General features: G+C 62.2%; 25 protein-coding genes and 1 tRNA gene. 15 read left to right on the forward strand and 11 right to left on the reverse strand.

Annotation, left to right across the window (positions count from 1 at the left end):
* Position 1: 1 nt before the first annotated feature.
* The 5 genes from P1T08_03650 to trkA all read right to left on the reverse strand — a co-directional run bounded on the left by P1T08_03650 (position 2) and on the right by trkA (position 4,458).
* On the reverse strand, positions 2-136 hold the full coding sequence (locus P1T08_03650) for a hypothetical protein (protein ID MDF1595180.1): 135 nt from the start codon (positions 134-136) through the stop codon (positions 2-4).
* The gene (locus P1T08_03655) at positions 129-893 is read right to left on the reverse strand and encodes a TrkA family potassium uptake protein (protein MDF1595181.1); all 765 of its coding nucleotides are present in this window, start codon (positions 891-893) and stop codon (positions 129-131) included. The genes P1T08_03650 and P1T08_03655 overlap by 8 nt, the downstream gene beginning before the upstream one ends.
* A gap of 2 nt (positions 894-895) precedes the next feature.
* Positions 896-1,552, reverse strand: coding sequence for an NAD-binding protein (locus P1T08_03660; GenBank protein ID MDF1595182.1), 657 nt, complete (start codon positions 1,550-1,552; stop codon positions 896-898).
* A gap of 87 nt (positions 1,553-1,639) precedes the next feature.
* A complete protein-coding gene (locus P1T08_03665) occupies positions 1,640-3,088 on the reverse strand; it encodes a TrkH family potassium uptake protein (GenBank protein ID MDF1595183.1) in 1,449 nt (482 codons plus the stop codon).
* 41 nt (positions 3,089-3,129) lie between these two features.
* Positions 3,130-4,458, reverse strand: coding sequence for a Trk system potassium transporter TrkA (gene trkA / locus P1T08_03670; protein MDF1595184.1), 1,329 nt, complete (start codon positions 4,456-4,458; stop codon positions 3,130-3,132).
* Between the two features lie 83 nt (positions 4,459-4,541).
* Between trkA and P1T08_03675 the strand changes: the two genes are divergently transcribed.
* The 10 genes from P1T08_03675 (at position 4,542) to P1T08_03720 (ending at position 12,874) form a co-directional block, all read left to right on the forward strand.
* Positions 4,542-5,783, forward strand: a complete 1,242-nt coding sequence (locus P1T08_03675; protein MDF1595185.1) for a glutamate-5-semialdehyde dehydrogenase — start codon at positions 4,542-4,544, stop codon at positions 5,781-5,783.
* Complete coding sequence (locus tag P1T08_03680; GenBank protein ID MDF1595186.1) at positions 5,780-6,634, forward strand: MoxR family ATPase; 855 nt, start codon at positions 5,780-5,782, stop codon at positions 6,632-6,634. Before P1T08_03675 ends, P1T08_03680 begins: the two co-directional genes overlap by 4 nt.
* Positions 6,635-6,648: 14 nt before the next feature.
* On the forward strand, positions 6,649-8,124 hold the full coding sequence (locus P1T08_03685; protein MDF1595187.1) for a VWA domain-containing protein: 1,476 nt from the start codon (positions 6,649-6,651) through the stop codon (positions 8,122-8,124).
* Positions 8,125-8,294: 170 nt separating this feature from the next.
* A complete protein-coding gene (locus tag P1T08_03690) occupies positions 8,295-8,684 on the forward strand; it encodes a response regulator (GenBank protein ID MDF1595188.1) in 390 nt (129 codons plus the stop codon).
* 192 nt (positions 8,685-8,876) lie between these two features.
* A complete protein-coding gene (gene gap / locus P1T08_03695; protein ID MDF1595189.1) occupies positions 8,877-9,878 on the forward strand; it encodes a type I glyceraldehyde-3-phosphate dehydrogenase in 1,002 nt (333 codons plus the stop codon).
* A 229-nt stretch (positions 9,879-10,107) separates the two neighbouring features.
* The gene (locus P1T08_03700) at positions 10,108-10,611 is read left to right on the forward strand and encodes a M23 family metallopeptidase (protein ID MDF1595190.1); all 504 of its coding nucleotides are present in this window, start codon (positions 10,108-10,110) and stop codon (positions 10,609-10,611) included.
* Entirely contained in the window at positions 10,611-11,177 is a 567-nt protein-coding gene (gene nadD, locus P1T08_03705; protein ID MDF1595191.1) for a nicotinate-nucleotide adenylyltransferase, read from the forward strand. Before P1T08_03700 ends, nadD begins: the two co-directional genes overlap by 1 nt.
* A 97-nt stretch (positions 11,178-11,274) precedes the next feature.
* Complete coding sequence (locus P1T08_03710; GenBank protein MDF1595192.1) at positions 11,275-12,390, forward strand: LCP family protein; 1,116 nt, start codon at positions 11,275-11,277, stop codon at positions 12,388-12,390.
* On the forward strand, positions 12,387-12,770 hold the full coding sequence (gene rsfS, locus P1T08_03715) for a ribosome silencing factor (protein MDF1595193.1): 384 nt from the start codon (positions 12,387-12,389) through the stop codon (positions 12,768-12,770). The genes P1T08_03710 and rsfS overlap by 4 nt, the downstream gene beginning before the upstream one ends.
* Positions 12,771-12,797: 27 nt before the next feature.
* Positions 12,798-12,874: transfer RNA gene (locus P1T08_03720), tRNA-Ala, on the forward strand.
* Between the two features lie 112 nt (positions 12,875-12,986).
* Here the strand turns inward: P1T08_03720 and P1T08_03725 are convergent.
* The gene (locus P1T08_03725; GenBank protein ID MDF1595194.1) at positions 12,987-14,006 is read right to left on the reverse strand and encodes a tyrosine-type recombinase/integrase; all 1,020 of its coding nucleotides are present in this window, start codon (positions 14,004-14,006) and stop codon (positions 12,987-12,989) included.
* A gap of 263 nt (positions 14,007-14,269) precedes the next feature.
* Between P1T08_03725 and P1T08_03730 the strand changes: the two genes are divergently transcribed.
* Complete coding sequence (locus P1T08_03730; GenBank protein ID MDF1595195.1) at positions 14,270-15,514, forward strand: hypothetical protein; 1,245 nt, start codon at positions 14,270-14,272, stop codon at positions 15,512-15,514.
* A 94-nt stretch (positions 15,515-15,608) separates the two neighbouring features.
* On the opposite strand, the gene P1T08_03735 is transcribed toward P1T08_03730, so the two are convergent.
* The 5 genes from P1T08_03735 to P1T08_03755 all read right to left on the reverse strand — a co-directional run bounded on the left by P1T08_03735 (position 15,609) and on the right by P1T08_03755 (position 18,470).
* Positions 15,609-15,956: a DUF3024 domain-containing protein gene (locus P1T08_03735; GenBank protein MDF1595196.1), complete on the reverse strand. Its 348-nt coding sequence runs from the start codon at positions 15,954-15,956 to the stop codon at positions 15,609-15,611.
* A gap of 289 nt (positions 15,957-16,245) precedes the next feature.
* Positions 16,246-16,521: a type II toxin-antitoxin system RelE/ParE family toxin gene (locus P1T08_03740; protein ID MDF1595197.1), complete on the reverse strand. Its 276-nt coding sequence runs from the start codon at positions 16,519-16,521 to the stop codon at positions 16,246-16,248.
* On the reverse strand, positions 16,518-16,805 hold the full coding sequence (locus P1T08_03745) for a type II toxin-antitoxin system Phd/YefM family antitoxin (GenBank protein ID MDF1595198.1): 288 nt from the start codon (positions 16,803-16,805) through the stop codon (positions 16,518-16,520). Before P1T08_03745 ends, P1T08_03740 begins: the two co-directional genes overlap by 4 nt.
* 662 nt (positions 16,806-17,467) lie before the next feature.
* Positions 17,468-18,187: a nucleotidyl transferase AbiEii/AbiGii toxin family protein gene (locus P1T08_03750; GenBank protein ID MDF1595199.1), complete on the reverse strand. Its 720-nt coding sequence runs from the start codon at positions 18,185-18,187 to the stop codon at positions 17,468-17,470.
* Positions 18,141-18,470: a hypothetical protein gene (locus P1T08_03755; protein MDF1595200.1), complete on the reverse strand. Its 330-nt coding sequence runs from the start codon at positions 18,468-18,470 to the stop codon at positions 18,141-18,143. The genes P1T08_03750 and P1T08_03755 overlap by 47 nt, the downstream gene beginning before the upstream one ends.
* A gap of 23 nt (positions 18,471-18,493) precedes the next feature.
* Between P1T08_03755 and P1T08_03760 the strand changes: the two genes are divergently transcribed.
* The 4 genes from P1T08_03760 to P1T08_03775 all read left to right on the forward strand — a co-directional run bounded on the left by P1T08_03760 (position 18,494) and on the right by P1T08_03775 (position 22,520).
* Entirely contained in the window at positions 18,494-19,378 is an 885-nt protein-coding gene (locus P1T08_03760) for a reverse transcriptase domain-containing protein (protein MDF1595201.1), read from the forward strand.
* A 107-nt stretch (positions 19,379-19,485) separates the two neighbouring features.
* Positions 19,486-21,915 carry an adenylate/guanylate cyclase domain-containing protein gene (locus P1T08_03765; GenBank protein MDF1595202.1) on the forward strand — a complete coding sequence of 810 codons (2,430 nt, stop codon included), beginning with the start codon at positions 19,486-19,488 and terminating at the stop codon, positions 21,913-21,915.
* Positions 21,916-22,014: 99 nt separating this feature from the next.
* The gene (locus P1T08_03770) at positions 22,015-22,146 is read left to right on the forward strand and encodes a hypothetical protein (protein ID MDF1595203.1); all 132 of its coding nucleotides are present in this window, start codon (positions 22,015-22,017) and stop codon (positions 22,144-22,146) included.
* 23 nt (positions 22,147-22,169) lie between these two features.
* Positions 22,170-22,520 carry a hypothetical protein gene (locus P1T08_03775; GenBank protein MDF1595204.1) on the forward strand — a complete coding sequence of 117 codons (351 nt, stop codon included), beginning with the start codon at positions 22,170-22,172 and terminating at the stop codon, positions 22,518-22,520.
* Positions 22,521-22,603 lie beyond the last annotated feature (83 nt).

Below are 22,603 nucleotides of genomic sequence, written 5' to 3' on the forward strand. Positions count from 1 at the left end.
GTCACAGAATCCATGTCACGATCCATGCGAGGAGAACGGCAGCCGCCAGCAGAGATACCAGTATCGCAACCTCGACCAGCACACCGGCCAGTCCACCGATTGCATACTGCAACGCTCTTCGACGTCTCCTAGCCATCCTCGTCACCCGGGATGCCGGCTTCGCCCTCCGGTGTCGCCACGATCTCGATTCCCTCGCCCTCGAGAAGGGCGGTGTTGCCGTTTTCCTTGCCGTTCGATTCCGCAGAGACCGTCAGTAGTGCATCCCTAACCCGCTCTTCGGTTTCAGTACGGGTGACGGCGAGGATGCGATCACCAGGTTGGATCGTCGTTTCCGGACCGGGCACCAGGACGGTCCCTTCGCGGCGGACGGCTACCAGGATGCTCGACGGCGGGAGGGTCAAGGAAGCAACTTCTCGAGGCGGCGACTCATCCGGGATGACGATCTCGAGGAGGCTGACATCTCCTCGATCAAGCAGAGCCACTCGTGCCAGTTCACCGACGTCGAGCTCCTTGCTGATCACATTGGCCACCAAGTCGGTGAAGCCGACCACGGGGACCTTCAGCGCATCGAACGTACGACGGTTCCGGGGGTCGTTGAGACGAGCCAGCACCCGGGGAGTACCGAACGCGGTGCGGGCCAGCTGACAGGCGACGAGGTTGTCCTCATCTCTGCCGGTCAGGGCCAGCAGGTAGTCCGCTCGCTGCGTGTCGGCCCTTCTGAGCAACGCCACATCGGTCCCGTCTCCTAAAAGGCAAAGGACGTCCGCTTCCGCTGCAAGCTCTTCCGCGTTTGACTCATCCTTCTCGATCACGGTGATCGTGTGGCCCGCCTCTCGGAGCTGTTTGGCGAGGAAACCGCCCACCTTGCCTCCACCGATGATCACGATTCTCACGGCTACCGGTCCTGATCTACGACGTATTTGTGAATCCGACTCCGAACGCCTTCGCGAGCAGCCGCCACCACGAGATCGTCGCCTCGCAGCTTGAGATCGTCTCTGGGGATCACCGTCACCTCACCGCGTTGGATCGCGGCGATGCGGAGTTCGTGATCGATTTCGAGTTCGTCGACCCGCATCCCTTCGGCAGCTGAGGAAAGATGGAACTCCACGACCTCGATGTCTCCCTTGGGGAACGTCACGTGGAACGCGAACTCCTCGTCCATGATCTGCTCGTAGAGGACATTGGCGACGAGCTTGGTTCCGGTCACGTGATGGATGTCGAGGGCGTGATAGGTCTCCTCACGGGCCGGGTCATACAACCGGGCAATCGAGCGAGGAACGCCAAAGACCACCTTGGCAACTTCACTGGCCATGAGGTTGGCATTGTCGGAATCGGTGACGGCCAGAAAGACATCGGCTAGCTCGATACCTGCTTCCCGCAACGTGTCGACGTCGTACGCTTCGCCAACGACTTTCGTGCCGTTGAAGGTGCGACCCAGCGTGTTGAGCGCCTCCTCGCGACGGTCGACAACGGTGACGTCGTGCCCTGCTTCGACCAGCATCTTGGCGACATTCGCCCCAACCCGACCACAGCCGGCAATTACGATTCGCACGATGTCTGCTTTCTCATGAATGGTGATGATACGACGAAAGAGTCGCGAGTCGCGAGCCGCGAGATTGTGGCTGAGGCTTCGGACTTGCTACCTTCGCCAAAGATCCCTGGTGAAGAGCAGGAGCACCGGGAAGATCTCGAGTCGGCCGGCGATCATGAGAAACGCCAGAAGCCATTTGCCGAGCCACGGGACGGCGAGGAAGTTCGATGTCGGCCCGACGATACCGAGGCCCGGGCCGATATTGCCGAGTGACGATGCAACCGCTGAGGTAGATGTAACCAGATCGAGGCCGGTGCCCAGCCTCGACTCAATCAAGCCGAGCAGCACCGTCCCCGTCATGAACAGGAACATGTAGAACAGGAAGAACGACTGGACCGAGCCGACGATGGGGTCGGGTACCGCCTTCCCTCCGAAACGGGTCACGATGACCGCCCTCGGGTGAACCAACCGGCGGAGGTCTGCGGCCGCCGAGCGGGTCAGTACAGCAACGCGAAACGTCTTGACACCACCCGCGGTGGATCCTGAACTGCCTCCAAGGAACATCAACCCGACGATGAGTATCTGAAGACCCGGCGCCCACGCTCCGAAGTCGGCGGTGGCGAATCCGGTCGTCGTCATGATCGAGGTGGCGGTGAAGGCAGCATCTCGCAGCGATCCGTGCCACGTGTCGCTCGCCCAGATGCCGACGGCGACCACCGCGATCGCGCCAACGAGGAGGAAGGTGTAGAGCCGGAACTCGGTGTTGCGAAGGTACTCGCCGGGTCTCCGTAGCGCACGGAAGTGCAGGGCGAACGATGCCCCCGCAATGAACATGAAAGCGGTAATGACCCATTGGGTGTAGGGGCTGAAACCGGTGATGGAGGTCGCCTCGGTCCCGAATCCGCCGGTCGACATGGTCGTAAACGAATGCGCAACCGCCTGAAAGAGGTTCATGTCTCCAGCCCACAACATGAGCACTTCGAGCAACGTGAAGGCGACGTAGATCCACCACAGTCGCTTGGCCGTTTCGCGAAAGCGCGGGGTCAATCGGTCGGGTTGCGGTCCGGGCGATTCGGCCTTGGCCAGCTGGACACCGCCGACGCCGAGCAGGGGCAGGACGGCAATCGACAAAACGATCACCCCCATCCCGCCCAACCACTGGGTTCCGGCCCGCCAGATCAGAATGCCGTGTGAGAGAGCCCCCGGGTCGGGGATTATTGAAGCACCCGTCGTAGTGAACCCGGCCGCGGTTTCAAAGAAAGCATCGGTGAGGTTCGGGATCGATCCGGTGAAGAGATAGGGGAGAGTGCCGAAGAACGCCATGACGAACCAGGCCAGCCCGACTGCCGCAAACCCCTCTTTGGTGGTGAGCACACCGTGTCGGCCGATGAAGCGCCAGCCGATGAGGCCGACGGTCACGGTGACGGCCGCCGCAAGAAGGATCTGACCCGCTTCGGCCCACTCCTGGTAAGCCAGCGAGACCAGGGCGGCCGGAACCATGGCAACGCCGCTGGCCGCCACGACCGCACCGATGATCAGCGAGAGCTGGCGGCCCATGGAAACCTGCTGGGATGCGCTGGTCGAACCGGAGGACGACATCAGCCCGTGAAGAGTTGCTCGACGTCGTGGATAGCCGTCGGAAGAGCAAATAGAATGAGGCGGTCACGGGCATGGATCTCTGTTGCGCCGTGCGGGACGACCACGTCGCCCTCGCGATGGATGCCTCCGATGATGGCGCCCGAGGTGAGGTCGAGTTCTCGGAGGAGCTTGCCAACCGCCCGGCTTTCCGGTGCCACTTCGATCTCAATGGCCTCGGCGTCGGTGTCCTTAAAGGTTGCCACCGAGTGAATACGACCTCGCCGAACGAATCTGAGAATGGCATTGGCGGCTGCCAGGCGGGCGGAGACTGCTGCGTCGATGCCGCTGCCTCCCAGCAGGCCTACGTAGGCAATCCGGTTGAACCGGGCAACCGTCGTAGATGCACCGAGTGCTTTCCCGACCATGCAAGAGAGGGCGTTGATTTGATCCCATCCTGTCAGGCCCACGATGGCGTCTTTGTCGCTGACTCCCAGCTCTTCCAGTACGGCCGGGTTGGTTGCATCGGCGCACAAGACCAGCACCCGATCGTGCCGTTCTGCGAGCGATCGGCATCGATCACCATCCTCGTCGACCATTACGACGTCAACTCCCCTTTCAAGGAGGCGATCTGCGGTGAGCTCGGCAAGTCGGGTGGCGCCGACGATGATCGCTCTGCGTATGGGCTCCTGGTGCACACCCATGAACTCGGTGGCTCTGTCGAGGTTGGCGCGAGTCGTCATCAACAGCACGTGGTCGAGTTCCTCGATCACCGTGTCGCCGCGCGCCACGATGGTCTCGCCGTGGCGGACCACGGCAACCACGACCCATTCCCAGTTGGTTGCAGAGCGAAGTTCGCTGAGTGGTACTTTGACCATCGGGCTGTTCTTACGTGCAATGCTGCCAACCAGAACCAGTTCGCCGCGGGCGAACTCAACGAGGTCCGAGACGCCGCTGTGGCCAAGCAGGCCGACAATTTCTCGTGCCGCCATTTCGCCGGGATCGATGACGACGTCAACGCCGAGTCCAACCAGACCCGAGCGCAGCTCCTGGTCCTCGATACGAGCAACGGTCCGTTTCACCCCCATGGTGCGGGCGGTGTGACAAGCAAGCGCATTTGCACCATCGGAATTCGATACCGCAATCAGGAGATCCGCCTTCCGTATCCCTGCTTCCTCCAGGGAGCTGGGGCTGGCGCCGTTACCGACGATGACAAGCGCATCGACCCGGTCCTGGAGCTCGGCGGCGTGACGCTCGTCGCTTTCGATCACGACAACATCCTGGCCCTCACTCGATAGGCGTGCGGCCAGGTAGGAACCGACCGCTCCTGCTCCGACTATCACAATTCTCATTCGCCGACCGCGCCTCCCTGAGGTAGCTCGACAGGGTAGTACCGGCCAAGTGCCGGGACGGGCCGAACTACACTCCGGCCGGAATGATCGATCAGATGGGCTCGAAGGCGAGTGATTCTGCACGAATCCTTGCCTCTCTCGACACTGCCACAAAGAACGAGGCGCTCTTCGCCATGGCGGGTGAGCTCGACGCGCGCGTCGCCTCCATCCTGGCGGCGAATGCTGATGACATGCAGGATGCCCGTGCTCAGGGCATCAGTGGCTCTCTTCTCGACCGGTTGGCGCTCAGTCCCGACCGTGTCGGTGCGATCGCGAATGGCTTGCGCAAGGTGGCGGGATTGCCGGATCCGATCGGATCGCTGACGGGTGGCTGGGTGCTGACGAACGGCATCCGTCTGCAGCGAATACGCGTTCCGCTGGGAGTAGTGGCGATCATCTACGAGGCCCGGCCCAATGTGACGGCGGATGCGGCGGGGCTGTGTTTCAAGTCCGGCAATGCTTCAATTCTACGCGGTTCGTCTTACACACTGCGGTCGAACAACGCGATCGCCAACGCCCTGCGGGCCGCCCTCGAGGGGCTCGGCCTGCCTGCCGACGGCGTCCAACTCATGCAGGACACGAGCCGGGAGGGCGCCACCGCGCTCATGCAGGCGAAGGATTGGATCGATCTTCTCGTGCCGAGGGGCGGTCCCGGCCTTATCTCTGCCATCGAAGAACTGGCGACCGTGCCATTCGTGATAGATGGGGCCGGGAATTGCCACGTCTATGTTGATGCCTCGGCTGACCTCGAGATGGCGGCTGACATCGCGTTCAACGCCAAGACACACCGACCCGGTGTGTGCAATGCAGCCGAGAAGTTGTTGGTGCACGGGGACGTCGCCGCCGAGTTCCTGCCCGTCATTGCAGAGCGATTGCTGAGTGCGGGCGTTGAACTGCGCGGTGATGCTGAAACCCGGGTCATTCTCCCGGGCATCGCACCCGCAACTGAGGACGATTGGCCGACCGAGTTCCTTGATCTCGTCATGGCGATCAAGGTGGTGCCGTCGCTCGATGCCGCGCTCGATCACATTCGTGCGTACTCGACCGGACACACGGAGGCGATAGTGACAGGCGATCTGATGGCTTCCGAGCGATTCGTGCGTGAGACCGACAGCGCGGTCGTCATGGTGAATGCTTCAACGCGTTTCACCGACGGCGAGGAGTTCGGCTTCGGCGCCGAGATAGGTATCTCTACCCAGAAGCTGCATGTTCGCGGCCCGATGGGCCTGGAGGCACTCACCACAGAGAAGTACGTGTTGCATGGGGAAGGCCAGATCCGTTCATGATCACATTTGCCGCACCGGGTGATGTCAAAGTCGCACTCGACGAAGCGAAGTACCTGGCAGACGATCGTATTGCTCAGGTTGTCTTCCTCGCCGAACGCCTGGGCAAACCGGTGCTGATCGAGGGTCCGGCCGGTGTCGGCAAGACCGAACTCGCCAAAGCCCTGGCAGCTGTCCACGAGAGACGGTTGATCCGCTTGCAGTGTTACGAGGGGCTGGACGAATCGAAAGCCCTTTACGAGTGGAACTACAAGAAGCAACTTCTTCGAATTCAAGCCGACCAGGGATCGGACTGGAGTGAGCTCGAAGACGACATCTTCAGCGAGGACTATCTGCTGACCCGCCCGCTGCTCGAGGCGATCACCACCGATGAGCCGGTGGTCTTGTTGATCGATGAGATCGACCGGGTTGAGGTGGAGACGGAGGCGCTCCTCCTCGAGGTGCTTTCCGAATTCCAGGTGTCGATTCCTGAACTCGGAACGATGCGGGCGAAGTCCCAACCGCTTGTGTTGCTCACGTCGAACAACACACGGGAGCTCTCCGAGGCCCTCAAGCGCCGTTGCCTGTTCCTCCACATCGGATACCCGACGGTTGAGCGCGAGAAGGCGATCCTCCTGGCCCGGGTTGAAGGGGTGACCGAGCATCTGGCGGAGCAAGTGGCTCGTATCGTCCGGAGTGTGCGCAGTTTCGACCTGAAGAAGCCACCATCGGTATCTGAGTCGATCGACTGGGCGAGAACCCTCATCGCGCTCGGTGTGGCCGAGGTTGAAGCTTCGGATGTCATCGATACGCTCCACGTGCTGCTCAAGTACCAGACTGACATCGAGCGAGTCGCCAAAGACCTCGAAGTCTGAGTGGGTTGAGCTTCATGCTGCTCGACGTCCTCACCGGATTCATCCAGGAGCTGAGAGCAGCGGGCGTTCCCGTGTCGATGGTAGAAGCAATCGATGCCACGGAAGCGCTCCGTTTCACGGATCTTGCCGAGCGGCCTGCGTTCAAGGCAACGCTCGAAACCACTCTGGTCAAGAACGTTCGTCACCTCGAAGCCTTCGACACGGCGTTCGAGGTGTACTTCGCCCATCATCGACCCGAACCCGAATCTTCCGGCGAGAAGTCCGGTCCAGACGCGTCGCAGCAGCCGCCCGGGCAGTCCGACCGGCCGGGTGCCGGAGGCGAGGTAGACCTCGACGAGTTGCTCGAAGCCCTCTTCCAGGCGCTTTTGTCAGATGATCTCGCAGGGATCCGGGCCCTGGTCAGGCGAGCGGTCGACGAGTTCGCCGGCATTGAGCCTGGACGACCGGTGGGCGGCACGTATTACCTCTACCGGACGCAGCGGCGGTTGGGGATCGAAGGCCTGCTCGAGCGACTTCTGGAGTCTGAACAGGGCAAGGCCCAGTCCGATCTCGAAGAGCGCCTCATCCGCGAAGAATACGAGGAGCGGATCGAGCAACTCCGTGAGGAGATCCGTGACGAGATCCGGCGCCGGTTGGTAGCCGACCGGGGTCGAGAAGCTGTGGCCAAGACCCTCAGGAAGCCCTTGCTCGAAGACGTTGATCTGATGCATGCCTCCCGGGCCGACCTGGCCCAAATCGAGCAAATCATCAACCCGCTGACCCGCAAGCTGGCGGCGCGTTTGGCTCACAAGCGCCGGCTGCGGCGGTCGGGACGACTCGACTTTCGGAGAACGATGCGCCGATCACTGGCGACGGGCGGCGTCCCGATCGACCCCCAATTCCGCGTGCCGCATCCGATCAAGCCGGAGATCTTCATGTTGTGTGATATCTCCGGATCGATGGCTACATTCGCCCGGTTCACTCTCCAGTTCATGTATGCGATGTCGAGTCAGTTCTCGAAGGTGCGATCGTTTGCCTTCATCGATGCTCTCGACGAGGTCACTTCATATCTGGAGGTTGGAACCGATTTCCCACAGGCGCTCGACCGGATCTCCACGGAGGCCGAGGTCGTGTGGGTAGATGGTCATTCCGACTACGGCCGATCGTTGGACCAGTTCTGGGACCGTTTCGGTGGCAGCCTGACCCGCCGGTCCACGGTCATCCTCACCGGAGACGCTCGCAACAACTACCGGGACGTGAACAGCTCAATCCTCCCCAAACTGGTTGAGGTCTCACGAGCCGTGTACTGGCTCAACCCTGAGCCGGAGGCATACTGGGACACCGGGGATTCGGTAATGGGTGCCTATTCCCGCCATTGCACCGGGGCGTATGAGGTGCGGAACCTCCGCCAACTCGAGGCATTTGTCGAGCAGATTGCGCTGCCTCCTGTGGGTCGAGTTGCCCGCCCGGTGCCTCACGAACCCGGTCCCGGACGTTTCTGGCGACGCTGAACCAACTAGTCAATCTGCGGTTTCTTTGCATAGTTAGGATTGTGCGTAAAGATACGGGTCTGAGGGGTCGATACCAGACACATAGGTTGGGCGAAAGCGACCACTTTTCGATCGCCGGGCCCGGCCGACGAGATTGAGTAGCAGGTAGCAGAGTGCTTGAGGAGACAGTTGTGACACAGCGGGTGCTGGTCGTTGAGGACTCGGCGGTGATCCGCCGGTTGATCGAAGTCTGTCTTCGCCCTGCCAGCCTGGAAGTGATCATGAGGGAGGATGGGCCGCAGGGCCTCGAAGCAGCCATCACAGATCAGCCCGACCTCCTTGTCCTCGATATCGGCCTTCCTGAAATGGACGGGTGGGAGGTCCTCTACAGGCTCCGCTCGGACATCCGCACCAAGAATCTTCCAGTGCTAGTGCTCACAGCACACGCTGAAGAAGAGTCCCGGAGGCGAGCTGATGAGGGCGGTGCCGATGCCTTCGTCACAAAGCCCTTCCAGCCCAACGAATTCCGCCAGGAAGTTCTCAACCTGCTGGCCCGCCCGCGGGCGGCCGTCAGCCTGTAGGAAGCCCCGGGTTCTCAGAACCCGTCGCCTGAGTTCTCTGCTGGTTCTTCCCTGCCAGCTGCCTATGGTCAACTGCGAACCGCCCTTGCGTATGGCCCCGGTTCGCCAGGCGGCGGGTACCGGGTAAATTGGCGTAGTTGGGGGTCGCCGTCGGCGCTCTATCGTCAGATCAATCGTTTTCCAGGAGGATCCATGAAAGTTGCCATCAACGGTTTCGGGCGTATCGGACGCGCAGTCTTCCGTATCATCGCCGAGCGAAACGACCCCGATCTCCAGGTCGTTGCCGTCAATGACCTGACCGATGACGACACGCTCGCCCATCTGCTCAAGTACGACACGGTGTTCGGTCGGTTTCCCGGAGACATCGAAGTTGGCGACGGCGTCATGAAGGCCGGCGGCCAGACCGTTGCGATGCTCATGGAGCGCGACCCGGCCGCCCTCCCGTGGAGCGAACTCGGAGTGGACGTGGTAGTCGAGTCCACCGGCGTGTTCCGCGATCGCCCGTCACTGGAGAAGCATCTGGCGGCCGGCGCCAAGCGGGTACTGCTTACTGTTCCCGCCAAAGACCCGGTCGACGCCACGGTCGTAATGGGGGTCAACGACGAGACGATGACTGCCGAGGCCAAGCTGGTCTCGAACGCGTCGTGCACGACTAACTGCCTGGCACCGCTTGTGAAAGTACTCGACGAAGCGTTCGGCATCGAGCGTGGATTGATGACCACGATTCACGCCTATACAAACGACCAGAACATTGCCGACAGCCCGCACAAGGACCTTCGTCGGGCCCGTCACGCGGCCGCCAACATCATCCCGACGACCACCGGGGCGGCGCGGGCCGTCGGCAAGGTTCTACCGCATCTAGAGGGCAAGCTAGATGGCATGGCAATGCGGGTTCCCGTTGCAGATGGCTCGATCGTCGACTTTGTCGCAGAACTCAAAGTCGACGTGACGAAGGAACAGATCAATGCCGCCTTCAAAGCTGCTGCCGAGGGAGAACTGAAGGGCATCCTCGAATACACCGAAGACCCCATCGTCTCCTCCGACATCATCGGGAATCCGCATTCCAGTATCTTCGATTCCCAGCTGACCTCGGTCATGGGCGGAAATCTGGTCAAGGTTGTGTCGTGGTACGACAACGAGTGGGGATACTCGAGCCGCGTCGTCGACATGCTCTCGGCGATGGCGGATCAGTAGCAACCGGCATCGAGTCGGCCCCCTACGCGTGTCTCCCTCGCGGCACGTGGGGGAGTACAACCTACGATCCATGAGCGTTTCTCCCTCGCGTTAGCGGGGGAGATGCCGAGTCTTCGAGGCAGAGGGGGCAGCGGGACGGGATAGTCGAACAGGCGAACGAGGCACTTCACCCGCCGTCGACATGGTCTTACAGTGACGGTGGCGGTCGGCGGGCGGGGAGAGGAGTTCGTTGTATCTCGCCTCCGCCATCTTGCTGGCGATCAACCTGCTCATCCCGGCTGCGGCAAGCTGTGGTGGCATGGACCCGCCGGTCCCCGGTCCAGTGGTTCAAGGATTCGAGCCGGTGGGCCGGTATGCAGGCCACTGGGGTGTCGACTACCACGCGGTTGCGGGTACGGCAGTCACCGCCGGTCAAGCCGGGACGGTGTCCTTTGCCGGCGTCGTGGCCGGTAATCGGACGATCACGATCGACCATGGTGGCGGGGTGAAGTCCAGCTACTCGTATCTGTCGTCGGTCTCGGTCGAGGTCGGTGAGCGCATCCGTCGCGGTGCGGCCATCGGTCTGTCCGGTCGTGCCCACGGGACGGATGCCGTCCATTTCTCCGTGAGGGTCGGCGGGACCTACGTCGATCCGAACCGACTGTTTTCGTGTTCGCTGCTCGATCCGGCCGCCGCCCTCCGACTCGTGCCCGTCTCCCGAAGGTCTCGATCGTCCGCCTATCCTGTCGGATAGTGAAAAGGGGCATTCTAGGCGGAACATTCGATCCGCCCCACATAGCGCATCTAATCGCCGGCGAGGCCGCCTACCGGCAACTGGCGCTCGACATCGTCTCCTTCGTCCCGGCCGGGTCGCCATGGCAAAAGGCCGACTCGGGCGTTTCCGGCGCCGAGCATCGATTGGCGATGATCAGCCTCAGCGTCGAGCATATTCCGTACTTCGTGGCAGACGACATTGAAATCCGGAGGGAGGGGTCGAGCTTCATGGTCGACACGGTAGAGTCATTCGACGGCGAGGACATCGTCCTGATCCTGGGGGCCGATGCTGCGCTCGGCATCCGCTCATGGCATCGGTGGAGGGATCTCCTCGAGCGAGTCGACTTGGCCGTTGCGCCCAGACCAGGGGTTGGACGCCACGAGGTCGAGCATGCTGTACCCAAACCCATCGAATGGCTCGATATGGCGCCGCTCGACCTCTCCGCAACCGACGTGCGCGAGCGGGCTCGCAAAGGCTTGAGCATCCGGTTCTATGTGCGCGAACGGGTGTGGCAGTACGTGCAGGAGCATCACGTTTATGGCTAGGTCCAGACACGGTCGGAGGCGACGGTCGGGGAATATCGGCCAAACCGCACCCTCACCCCGGGAGATCGAGCGTGAAGCCCGGTCTGAGGCGGCGAGGTTGGCTCGCCGCAGAATTGTACTGGCGACGGTTGCTGCCGTCGCGATCGTGGTAGGAACCGTGTGGGTTGCTGCTTGGTTGAACCGCACACCGGACGCCAGTCCGCCCGATGTAGAAGCCCCCCCAGATTCCGGCGCCTCGTTGCTGCTGGGTCTGACCGACGAGCGTGGTTCACTTGTCTCGATAGCGCTGGTGGCTTCGCACTCCGTCGAGGAATCCCGGCTGGTGCTGTTCCCGCCTTCGCTGGCTGCTGTTCTTCCCGGCTACGGCGAGCGTGATCTCGCCGATGCGGTCCTGTTCGGGGGGCCCGACCTGTTGCGTCTCACCATCGCCAACTTGCTGGGAATTCGCATCGACTCGGTGGGGGTAGCGGATGTCGGCGCGTTTGCCGCATCGGTCGGCGGGCCGATCAGCGTTGATCTGACGAAGCCTCTGGTCGTCTCCGATGCAGGCGGCGAGACCGTCGCGTACGGACAGGGAGTCGCCGAGCGGAGCACCGAGGATCTCAAGCGGCTGCTCTCCGAGCAGGGCACCGGAGATCAACTCGCGTTGCTCGTGAGACAGAGTGCGGTGTGGGAGGCGGTATTCGCCGCCGCCGCGATAGATGGAGTGGTTCTCGACGGTCTGCTGGCAAGCGTGGAACAGAGCTCCGATGTGGCCTATCAGGCGATGTCAACTGCGGTGGTTGCCGACCCGCTGCTGGTGAGCGCCGTACCCACCAACCGGGTAGTGGGAGTAGGGCCGAGTACCGAGCGCTACACCGTCTCTACGGAAGAAGGAGCCGCCTTTGTTCTCGAATCGTTCGACTATCTGCAACTTGCGGATGAACCCCGGCTGCGCATAGAGATCCTCAACGGTAACGGTCTGGTTGGAACGACGGCGCCCGTCGCCCGGGTGCTGATCGAGGCCGGCTACCGGGTGGTGTTCACCGACAATGCTGATCGCCAGGACTACGAGACCAGTCGTTTGATCGCGCAGGGATCCGAGCACCAGTCGGCTGCCGTCGCGATCCAACGGCTGCTCGGTACCGGCGAGGTCTTTCTCGAACAGCGGCAACCCAGCGGAGTGGTGGACCTCACTATCATTGTTGGATCAGATCTCGCCGTTCAGGGGTGACCACCATCACAGTCGAAACCGATAGCTACAGCACCGCCCGTCAGATTGCCGACATCCTCGACGATAAGAAGGCCGAACACATCACGTTGCTCGATGTCTCGGACCTCATTCAGATCACAGAAGTCTTCGTGATCGCCACCGGTAACTCCCGCCGTCAGATCTTGACCCTCGCCGATGAACTTTCGGTTCAGATGAAGGCTGCCGACCATGGACCGCTCCGGACCGAAGGGCGAGAGGATGCCCTCTGGATGTTGATCGATTTCGGCGACGTCGTTGTACACCTTTTCCAGCTGGAACCCCGTCGGCATTACGATCTCGAGCGATTGTGGGGCAATGCGCCGCGTCTCGAGTGGGAGCCTGCCGCAGTCGGCGAGGGATGATCCGGTGGTAAAGTACCGATCCGATCCGGGGCTGTAGCTCAGCTTGGCAGAGCACTTGCATGGCATGCAAGGGGTCAGGGGTTCAAATCCCCTCAGCTCCACCACCGAAAACCCCTGTAAATACAGGGGTTTTCGCCTATTCAGGGGTGAAGCTGGGTGATGGCTGGGCCGCCCTTGGGCCGCACCTGGGCCGCAACAGCTTCGGTCCGGGCCGCCTCAAGAGCGTCGGCAGCCTCTCTGTCGCGTCCCTCGAAGAGGTGTCCGTAGATGTCGTAGGTGGTACGGATCGAGGCATGGCCGAGCCGTTTCGAGATGACATAGGGGTCCTCTCCGGCGGCGATGAGCAACGCCACTTGGGTGTGGCGCAGGTCGTGGGGCCGCATCGGTTCGCCCACTGAGGCTCGAACCGCCGGATACCACATCCGCCGCCGGAAAAGGTTGGGCGCGAGCCGGCCTCCTTCGGGTGCCGTGAACACGTAGCCGTCCTTGCCCGGATAGGCCGAGAGGTGGGGCGGCCAGCACGTCGGCCAAGAACGGCGGGAAGCTCACGGTGCGGCGGGCAGCCGGTGTCTTGATCGGCTCCTTAACCCGGAGCTGACGGCGGAGGATATCGAGCCGGTCGATGCGGAGAGCGGCCAACTCGCCGGGACGCAGGCCCGTGTAGGCGCCGGTCAGGACGAAGGCGCGGTAGCGGGGCCGGATGGCATCAGCGAGCGCTTCGACCTCGTTGATGGTCAGGAATCGCATCTCGGTGCGGCCGGCCTTGGGGAGGGCGATGTTCCGACAGGGGGAGCGCGGGATCATCTGATCGCCAACGGCCAGTTCGAGGGCCTCTCGCAGCAAGGTGTAGGCCCGGCGAATTGTGGAAGGGGAGTAGCCGTCGGCGACAAGGTCGGCGATCCACTTCCGGATGGCTCCCGGTTCAATGGCGCCGACCGGAACCGATCCGAAGGTGGGCAGCACCAGGTTGCGGAGGACGGACCGGTAATTGTCCCGGGTTGAAGTAGCCACATTGACTCGCCCTGCTTCGACGCTCGTGCTCCAGTCCCCCAACGTGAGTCGCCCGAGGCGCGGGTCGGTCCAGTCCCCGCGCGCCATGTCCGTCTCGACGCTGTGCAAGAAGCGATCGGCGTCGGTTCTCCGAACGAAGCTCCTCGATCGCTCACGCCCCGTCGGGTCTCGGTAGCGCACCCGCCACAGCCGGGGACGGTCCGGGCGTCGTTCGACATAGCCCATGATCGGATCGTACAGATCCGGAGTGACAGGTTCGGGGTCAAAGAGGGTATCGTCACTGAGCGTGGCGCTCCACATAATGCCAATGCGTCCGGGATTGCCACATATGCCGGATATCGGGCGGTAAGTTGGGCCTTTCTCCTCTGGTGGGATTGAACGAGTTGGGCTAGTTCTTCAGTTGCGACTGTGTCAGGGGGGCGCGCCGCGGCGAGTTTCGCAGAAGTGATCCGTGGCAAGGCCACCGAAGGCGTCGAAAGGGGGCGCAGATGACCGACTCCGCGCCTGAAGTGTTGGGAAGTACTGCGGCAGATGCGGGCGCGGAGCCACACCCGTCTCTACTCCGGCTCGAAGCTCGACATGAGGAGCCGACCGGGCGCAGCGAGTCGTTCGAGGCTTGCGTGGAGGACATCCGCAGGTGGTACGGCGGCGGCGGAGACGTCGTCGACCTCGTTTCAGGACTGGCGGGGCTGATCCGGCGGCGGCTCGGAGTGGCTCCGCAGAGTCCGGGAGCGGCGATGGTGGCGGTGCTGACCGGTTCTGGTATCAGGCTGTTGCCTGCGCTTCTCGCCGCCGTCCTGTTCGGACAGTGGACGGAGATTCCCTGGGGGCGGTGGGCGGTGATCCTCGCGTTCTATGGTTTTCTCGAAGGCAGCTTCGGGTGGATGAATCCGCCCCCAGGAAGCCCGCTGCTGCCAAGGGTCAAGCGGATCGTGGAGAACTGGACAGCGCTGCTCCCCACCATCGTCAGGGAGTCCGACCTGCGAGACCTGGCCGACTTCACCCGGCGCTGGATTAGCCTGCCGGTAGTCGTGGTGGCGGGCGTGGCGGTAGCAGCCATGATGATTCTGGCCTGCGCACTGTTCACTCCGGCCGCCCTGGGCGAGCTTCCGGCGGGGAGCGTCGTTTTGTTGGCCTGGCTGCTCTTTGACTTCGGGGTGAATACCGTCTACTACGGGGAAGTCTTCCAAAGGGTGTTCATGGCTCGAGAAGCCAGATACGACCACCACCTCTTCTGGCCGAGCCCGGCCGACTCGCCCGAGGTCCACAAGGTGACGCGGAAGACGACCAACCAAGGGTTCGCAGCTGGGTTGTGGATCACCGCCTGGTTGGTGCTGGCGGTGGTGCTGGTGGGGTGGGACTCGCCGCTGGTGCTACCCCTGGCGGTGGGGTTCGTGGTGATCGGTTACCTCACCACCATCGGTTTGGCCTTCGGCAACCGGGCCAGCGTCCGCAAGATCGTCGAGCGGAGCCGCCAACAGCGTCTGGCCTTGTTCCGGTCCCGCATCGACACGTTCGAACCACGTATGGTCGACCTGTCACCCGAGGAATCAGAGCAACTCCGGGATCTGCTCTTTCTTCACCACGAGATCCGGGACGCTCCCACCTCTTCCACCGCCACCCACACCGCGGTCCGAACCGCGGCGGGATTGCTCATCCCCACCATCGTGTTCGTCATCACCGTTTTCGGCGAGGTGTCGGCAGAACGCATCCTCGACGCCATCCTCCCCTGACCCGGCCAACCCGACCCCCATATCCTCACCTACGAGTGCGGCGTCGAGAATCGCGCCGATCACTGTCCGTGGTGAGTTCAGACCCGGAAAGGCGTCAGCCGAAGAAGATACAGGTGGGATCTTCGTCGATCTCGTCGAGCAGGGTGCTGATGTTTTCGGAGGGATCGAGATCCCAGTAGCGGTGCCACCGCTGATTGCGATCGGCCCAATAGAGGGTCCATGAAAGATCGGAGTTGTTGAAACGGAGTTGGGCGATCTTCATTCGGGTCCATTCGGCATCCGGATCCGACCAGAGGGGCCGGCACTCCATGATGGTGATCGAATGGCCGCGGACATCTGCGTCGAGTCGCACCCGATCGCGGATATGCTCGGGGATCCGAGCGGCGCAGAAATGTCGGACTCGGGCCAGGTCGAGCTCGGGGATTGGGAGGATCGTTGCCACGTGTCGACGATAGCGACTCGCCCGATGGCTGGGCGTGAAGAGCGAATCGGCGCCTTTGCTCAAAGCAGGGTCCAGGCATGGCTGAACCGAAGAGCCGGCTCAGGAGGGTGAGAAGCCGGTCGTACTGGAAGGGTTAAACGCCCGAAGGTGACGCGCCTCCGTCGCTTCCCTGGGCACCTACCGGGTCGTCCTGAAGCAAGCGGTCGTGGGTTCGCCCCGATCCGCCCCAATCTCGCGCCATGTGACCCCTCGGGCCCGATAGTCCTGGATCGACTGCTCGAGGAGCGGGTCAGCGGGGTCGGTAGACGTCGGCGCGATGATCGACATAGACCACTCGCAGCATGTGGTCTGCTTCATGGATCTCGTAGACGACCCGATATGTGCCGACTCGTGCGGAGTGAAGTCCGGTCAGTTCACCACGCAACGCTTTACCGACACGGTATGGATTGTCGAGAAGGGGACCCAGCATGAAGTCGAGGACGGCTACTGCGATCTTTTCGGGGAGTCGGTCAATCGTTCGCTGAGTGGGTCCGGCAACGACCAGATCCCAGGGCGGCTCCTTCACCCTGTGCGGGCACGGAGCCGATCGCGCATGGCTTCGACTTCGTCCTTGGAGATCACATCGCCGGCTTCGATGGCGGCTCTGCCGTGCTCGATGTCGCGAACGGCGGCCGGGTCGGACAGGATCGCCACGGTCTCTTCGATGGCATCGAGATCATCGGTGCTGACCAGCACGGCCACTGGGCGGCCGTTGCGAGTCACCGTCACTCGCTCATGGGTAGCGACGATCTGGTCGACAACCTCGGAGAGTTTGGCTTTGACTTCCGAAAGCGGCAAGACCTTAGACATGACCATAATTATAGTCTGAGTGGTCGGCAAGGATCAACTCTATTGAGGACTCGATCAAGGCCGCCAGCCCGCCCGTTTCCGGAAGTGTTCGATACCGGTGCACCGGAGTGCGGATCGATCGTCGGGGGGTCGTCACGCATCGCGGCCGCTATCGGAATCGGTGCAGGTCGTGGACGGCCACGCCGTTCTCGGCGCCCCGGCTCAGACGATTGAAGGCCAGTTTGGCTTCCCACGCAGGAGATTCGGCAGTAGGCGACTGCCCGAGCGACAAAAGAAAATAACCACATCCAAGAACCGACCGGGATTCCACCCCCAACCGGCCAGCACCGCTTACCGATCCACCCCTCTCAATTCCACACGCATCTGCAACAAAGTTGCGAGCGGTATACCAGTAAACCTCGCACCCAGATGATGCAACTGTGTGCGGTGGGACTCACGGCCATCACGACGGTGGGTTTCCCGCGATGCTCAGGTCGCCTGAGGTATGTCCGGCGAGGTGGCGGACTCCGCTGCGGCTGCAATAAGCCGATTGGTTGGCATCGCCCATGGTGAGCCAGTTGGAGGGTTCCTGACAGGGTCGCTGACACTCTGCGGGAAGGGTGGCGGGGTTATGACACCGAGATGACATCGAGTCCATGGGGATGAGAGCGAGGCGTACAGCATCAGAGTTCGAGTCCCGGCTCCGTGCCTTTTCCGGCATCTCGACCAGGACCTTGAATCTCCAGCTGGTGGCGCCAGCCGACGACTAAGGCTCGGAGGCGAGCGAACTCGGCGTCGTCGACATCGAAATCGGCTCGTGGCAGACGATCGAGCCTGCGGAGCATGTCCGCTAGGACCGTTCGATCGAAACCGGGATCCTTCTCTGCGGCCAGAGTGCACAGGTGTTCAAGCTCATAGCGGGATACGAGGGCCGCTACATCCACGAAATCACGAGCAGCGGCCCTACCGAAGAGAGCCAGCAGCTTGTCTGCAGCGAGCTCCTCATCCGAGAGAATTGCTCCTGCCTCGGTCCGTTCGGTTGGGAAGCGTCGGGCATCCCAGGCAAGGTCGACCAGAGTGGTCTCAGCCCCGAAGGAAACGAGCAAGCGAGCGAACCCGTCTGCAACCTGGACTCTTCCTACATCGAGGCCGTCCTCGGTCAGCAAGGCCTCGAGCGGAGGGAGCACTCGGTTGACTTCCTCCGGGGTGGTGGCGAAGAAGTCCAGATCCCGTGTCGGGCGGTCCACGATGCCCCGCACGATCAAGGCAGCGCCGCCGGCTAACGCAACAGTCTCCAGCCTCTGTGAGGCCTGCGACGAGCCGCCTGAGCCTCTCCTGGAGCGGGCTGAGCATCCGCTAGGCCAGCCGACCGCGCCGGCGGAGCCACACGTCCCAGACGGCACGTACGTGCGGCGAGAGCACCAACTCGTTCCACAGATCGACCAATTGGTCGACGTCGATGAAGTAGCGGACGTCGTCGGCCGTTCCTTCGGTCAAGACCTGCTCGTAGGCGCTGATCCGATCCCGCCGATCAGAAAGGTTGTAGTCGGTACGCCCGGTCCAACGGATGTGTGGGGGAAGGGCGACCCAACCGGCTGCCTTTGAGATCGTCGGGTTGTCGACGTCATCGGGAACGGCGACCGGTCGGGTCATCGGGCCCACGCCTGCGCTTCGAGTTGTAGCCATGATCTGGATTGTACGACCAGGTGGTGACACGGTGGAGCTTGGGCCGCACCTGGGCCGTGGCGTTTCCTCGAGGGCGACAGTTTGTCTTCGAGACCGACATTCGGGACTTCTTCGGCAGTATCGATCATGATCGGCTTATGGGTCTTGTTGAGGCTCGGGTGTCGGACCGGCGGGTGCTCAAGTTGGTGCGGGGATGGCTGCGGGTGGGGGTGTTGACTGATGGGGTGGTGTCGGAGACGGTCACGGGCACTCCCCAGGGCGGGGTGGTTTCCCCGTTATTGGCCAACATTTTCTTGCATGCGTTCGACAAGGCTTGGGCCGAGTCCGGCACCGGTGAGCTTGTCCGTTACGCGGACGACTTTGTGGTGTTGTGCTCGTCTGGCAGTCAGGCTGAAGACGCTCAGGAGCGGGCGACCGCCATCTTGGGTGAACTCGGTTTGGAACTGCACCCGGACAAGACCCGTGTGGTCGATCTCCGGGAAGGCCGCGAGGGTTTCGATTTCCTCGGGTGTCACTTTCGGGCCCGTATGTCCGGTCGGCTTTGGGAGCAGCGCGGCATTATCCGCTACTACTTGCATCGCTGGCCCTCTGTGCGGTCTATGAAACGAGCCCGGGCACGGATCAAAGCCCTCACCAGTCGAAGCCGGGTCGGGATAGACCTCCCTGAGGTGATCAGGGAATTGAGCCTGTTCCTGCGGGGATGGGGCAACTACTTCCGGACCGGGAACGCAGCCGACAAGTTCGTTCAGCTCGACCGGCACGTAGTGTGGCGGCTCAAACGGCTACTGATCAAGAAGCGGGGCCGCAATCTTCGCGCTGGGCAAGCTGACCGATGGACACCGGCCTGGTTCTACGATCAGGGTCTGCACAAGCTCAGTGGCACTATCCGATACCCGAAAGCTGCGTAACCATGTCAAGAAGATCATCGGTATGCCGTATGCGGGAAAACCGCACGTACGGATTGAAAGGGGGATGGGGAACCGGGCCGTCAACGGCACCGCGCCCCTGACTACCAATGGACCACCTGCCTGGCCGGGAGTTGGCGGCGGTCATGTTCGCCGACATGGTGGGGTTCACCGCGTTGATGCAGGCGAACGAGCAACTCGCCATCGAGAAGCGGACCCGATACAGGACTGTCCTTGAGGCATGTCACGAGAGGTTCGGCGGGGAGGTTGTCCAGCATTACGGGGATGGTGCGCTCAGCATCTTCCACAATGCGGTTGACGCCGTCCGGTGCGCTGTAGCAATCCAGAAGGAACTGAGCCGACCGCTTGTGGTTCCGGTGCGGATCGGCATACATCTAGGGGACGTGATCATCGAACCAGGCGGCGTTATCGGTGACGCGGTCAATATTGCGTCACGGATTGAGTCGTTTGGGGCGGCTGGGGCTGTTCTGGTTTCGGACTCGCTGCACGATCAGGTGAAGAACCAGCCGCAGTTTGATTTCGTCGAACTCGGGGAATTCCACCTTGAGAACGTTGTCCGACCATTCGGCATTTTTGCGGTGGCGTCCGATGGGTTGGTGATTCCCGAAGTCGGCAAGCTGGATGGCAAGGGAAAGGTCGCCGTTCCGTCGGTCGGGCGTTCAGGACCTGGTGCGCCCACTGCAAGGGGGCTTTTCCGTTCGAGCGTGTTGGCTGCCATCGGGTTTGTGGTAGTCGGGTTGTCGGTTGGGGTGGTGTGGCTCAGTGGGATGTTGACCGGCGACAACACCACTGTCACGACGACGGTAGCTGCTTCGACCAGCACTGTTGCGGTGGTGGATGACGTTGCCGATACCACCGTGGAAGAACTGTGGTCACTCACCCTGGACGCGCCGGTCGTCGGAATGGCGACTATGGACGGTCTGGCTGTCATCGCAACAGGTGACGGTCTGGTGCGTGGCGTTGCCGTAACTTCCGGCGACGAACTGTGGAGACACAAAGCCGCACGACCTGCCCAACTTGGCGTGTTCGCCGACGGTGGGGTCGTCTACTACGCAACGGCGGAGGGGGTGTCCCTGCTCGATCCGGCAGACGGCGAACTGATCGATGGGTGCGGGTTCAGTTTCCGGGATCAGGTGCAGGGTGTCGCGGTGGCCGACGGTTCCGTCTACTTCACCGTGCGTTCGGACGGCACTGTGCGTCGGGTTCCCACCGACCCCATCCCGGACGGCCCCTGCCACCGACCCGCAGCAGCAAGCTCGCATACATTCCTCTGGTTGCCACCACAGTCTGGTCCCGTTGTCATCGGGAGTGAAGTTCTGGTTGGGGATACTCGAACGCTCACACGGCTCGATGCGGCTAGCTTGGATCTGGTTGGGAGCTACGACCTCTCTGTGGGTACCCTCGCTGAGTCGTATGACGCCCGGGTGGTTGGACTCGTCGGTGTTGAACTGATTACTCGGACGGCGAGCGGGGTGCGAACCGATGCGGCGACTTATGGGGCCGACGGCGAAGGCGCTCTTTATGCGATGGTTCCTGGCTCTGGCATGGCGCGATCCGATTACACGGTCGAGATGGTGCCGGTCGTATCTGACCTCGGGGTGTTTCTCGTCGACACTGGTCACACGCTCCGCAGGCTTTCTCACGATCTCGGCCGCGATCTTTGGAACGTCGATCTAGCTGTCACTCCGACCGGACTATGGCTCGCCGACAACACTGTTTACGTTTCGTTGCCAGACGGAACTCTGGTAGCCATCGACGCACAAAGTGGCAGCGAACTTCACCGCCTCGGAGTGGGAACAGGAATCGCCACTGCCGCCTTTACCGAAGGGGCGGTCATCATGGCCACAGGAGAGGGTAGAGTCACCGGCTTCCTCGAGCCGTCGGCTCCCGATCCCAGCCTGCCCAGGTTCGAACCGATTGTGAAAGACCCCCCGCCGCAGCCTGACGCTGTCGTTCGTGAGTTTTACGCCGCCGTGACGGCGGGGGATCGGAAGCGAGTGGAGAGCCTCATTGCGGTCGATGCCGCGTTCGGTGCTGCCAAGGAAGGTGGCACCTGGTTCTCTCCAGACGCCCGCGACGAGTTCTGGGCAAACTACGACTTCTTCAACACACTCAACGTCGCACTCTCCGTCGGCACGTGCGAACAAGAGGTCGTGGGCGAATCTGTCATGGTGGACTGCGAAGTGACCCAGTCCGACACCTACCTCGACGCGCTCGGTGCCGAGATCTCTGGGAGTGGGCGACTCGTGGTGGAGTCGGGTCTCATCCATAGTTTTGTAGGAGGCCCCAACTTCCGCGGAGAGGTCAGAATCAGCCGTGCCAATGTCGGCTATCGACGCGGATTGACGTTCACCCTGGAATCGGAGCTTCTTTACGACGATTTCTTCGATTGGGCTGCAACCACCCTGGCTGACGCTCTCGAAGCTTCTTGTGGTACCGACGTCTTAGAGCTCCCCACCGTTGAGTGCGCCCTCTTCATGCTTGACCACGTCGACGAATACATAGCGGCATCCGAATAGACCGGACATCGAAACCCCGACTCCCGGCGTTGACGGTCACCGCATCGGGCCACCAGGCTCCGTGGCTCATCTTGCCCCAAACACGTTGAGGCGGATCGCGTGGTCGTGGACTTTGATGAGAACTACGAAGCAGGATCGAAGGTCACCACACCGGCGTGGTGTTCGGATGGATACGTCAAGGGCGGCAGCGGCCGCCTCATCGGACAGCATCGCCGGGCTGCTAGCCAATGATCCCGAGGCCGATCAGAAGCATCGTGACGGTTCCAAAACCACACACCCCGACCCAGATCCAACTGCCGAAGTCGAAGACTCTGGGGCCGTATCCTTTGCCCGCCAGTTCGCTCCTGACGTGCCGAAAAGCGATGTACCCGGCGACGCTCAACTCGGAGGCGTTAGCCCAGGTCAAGGAGGTGGCGGAGATCAGGAAGTTTCCCGAGGATGTCCTGACCGCCTTCAAGACCGACTTCGAGACGGTCCTGGACGACGTGGCAGCGAGCGATGCCGCCTTTGCCGCGATCCTTGCACCGTGGCGTGAGTTCCGCGACGCTGTTCAGGAGTGGCATTCCCTGGCCGAGTCGTCGATGCTCCGGGCGTACAATCTGTAGGAGATCCCGGGTCGAGGACCCTTCAGATCCGAATGAACCTGCACCTCGGTGCGGGTTCATTTGATGAGGGAATGCTCCGAGTT

The sequence above is a fragment of the Acidimicrobiia bacterium genome (genome assembly GCA_029210695.1).
GTDB lineage: Bacteria > Actinomycetota > Acidimicrobiia > Spongiisociales > JAHEDJ01 > JAHEDJ01.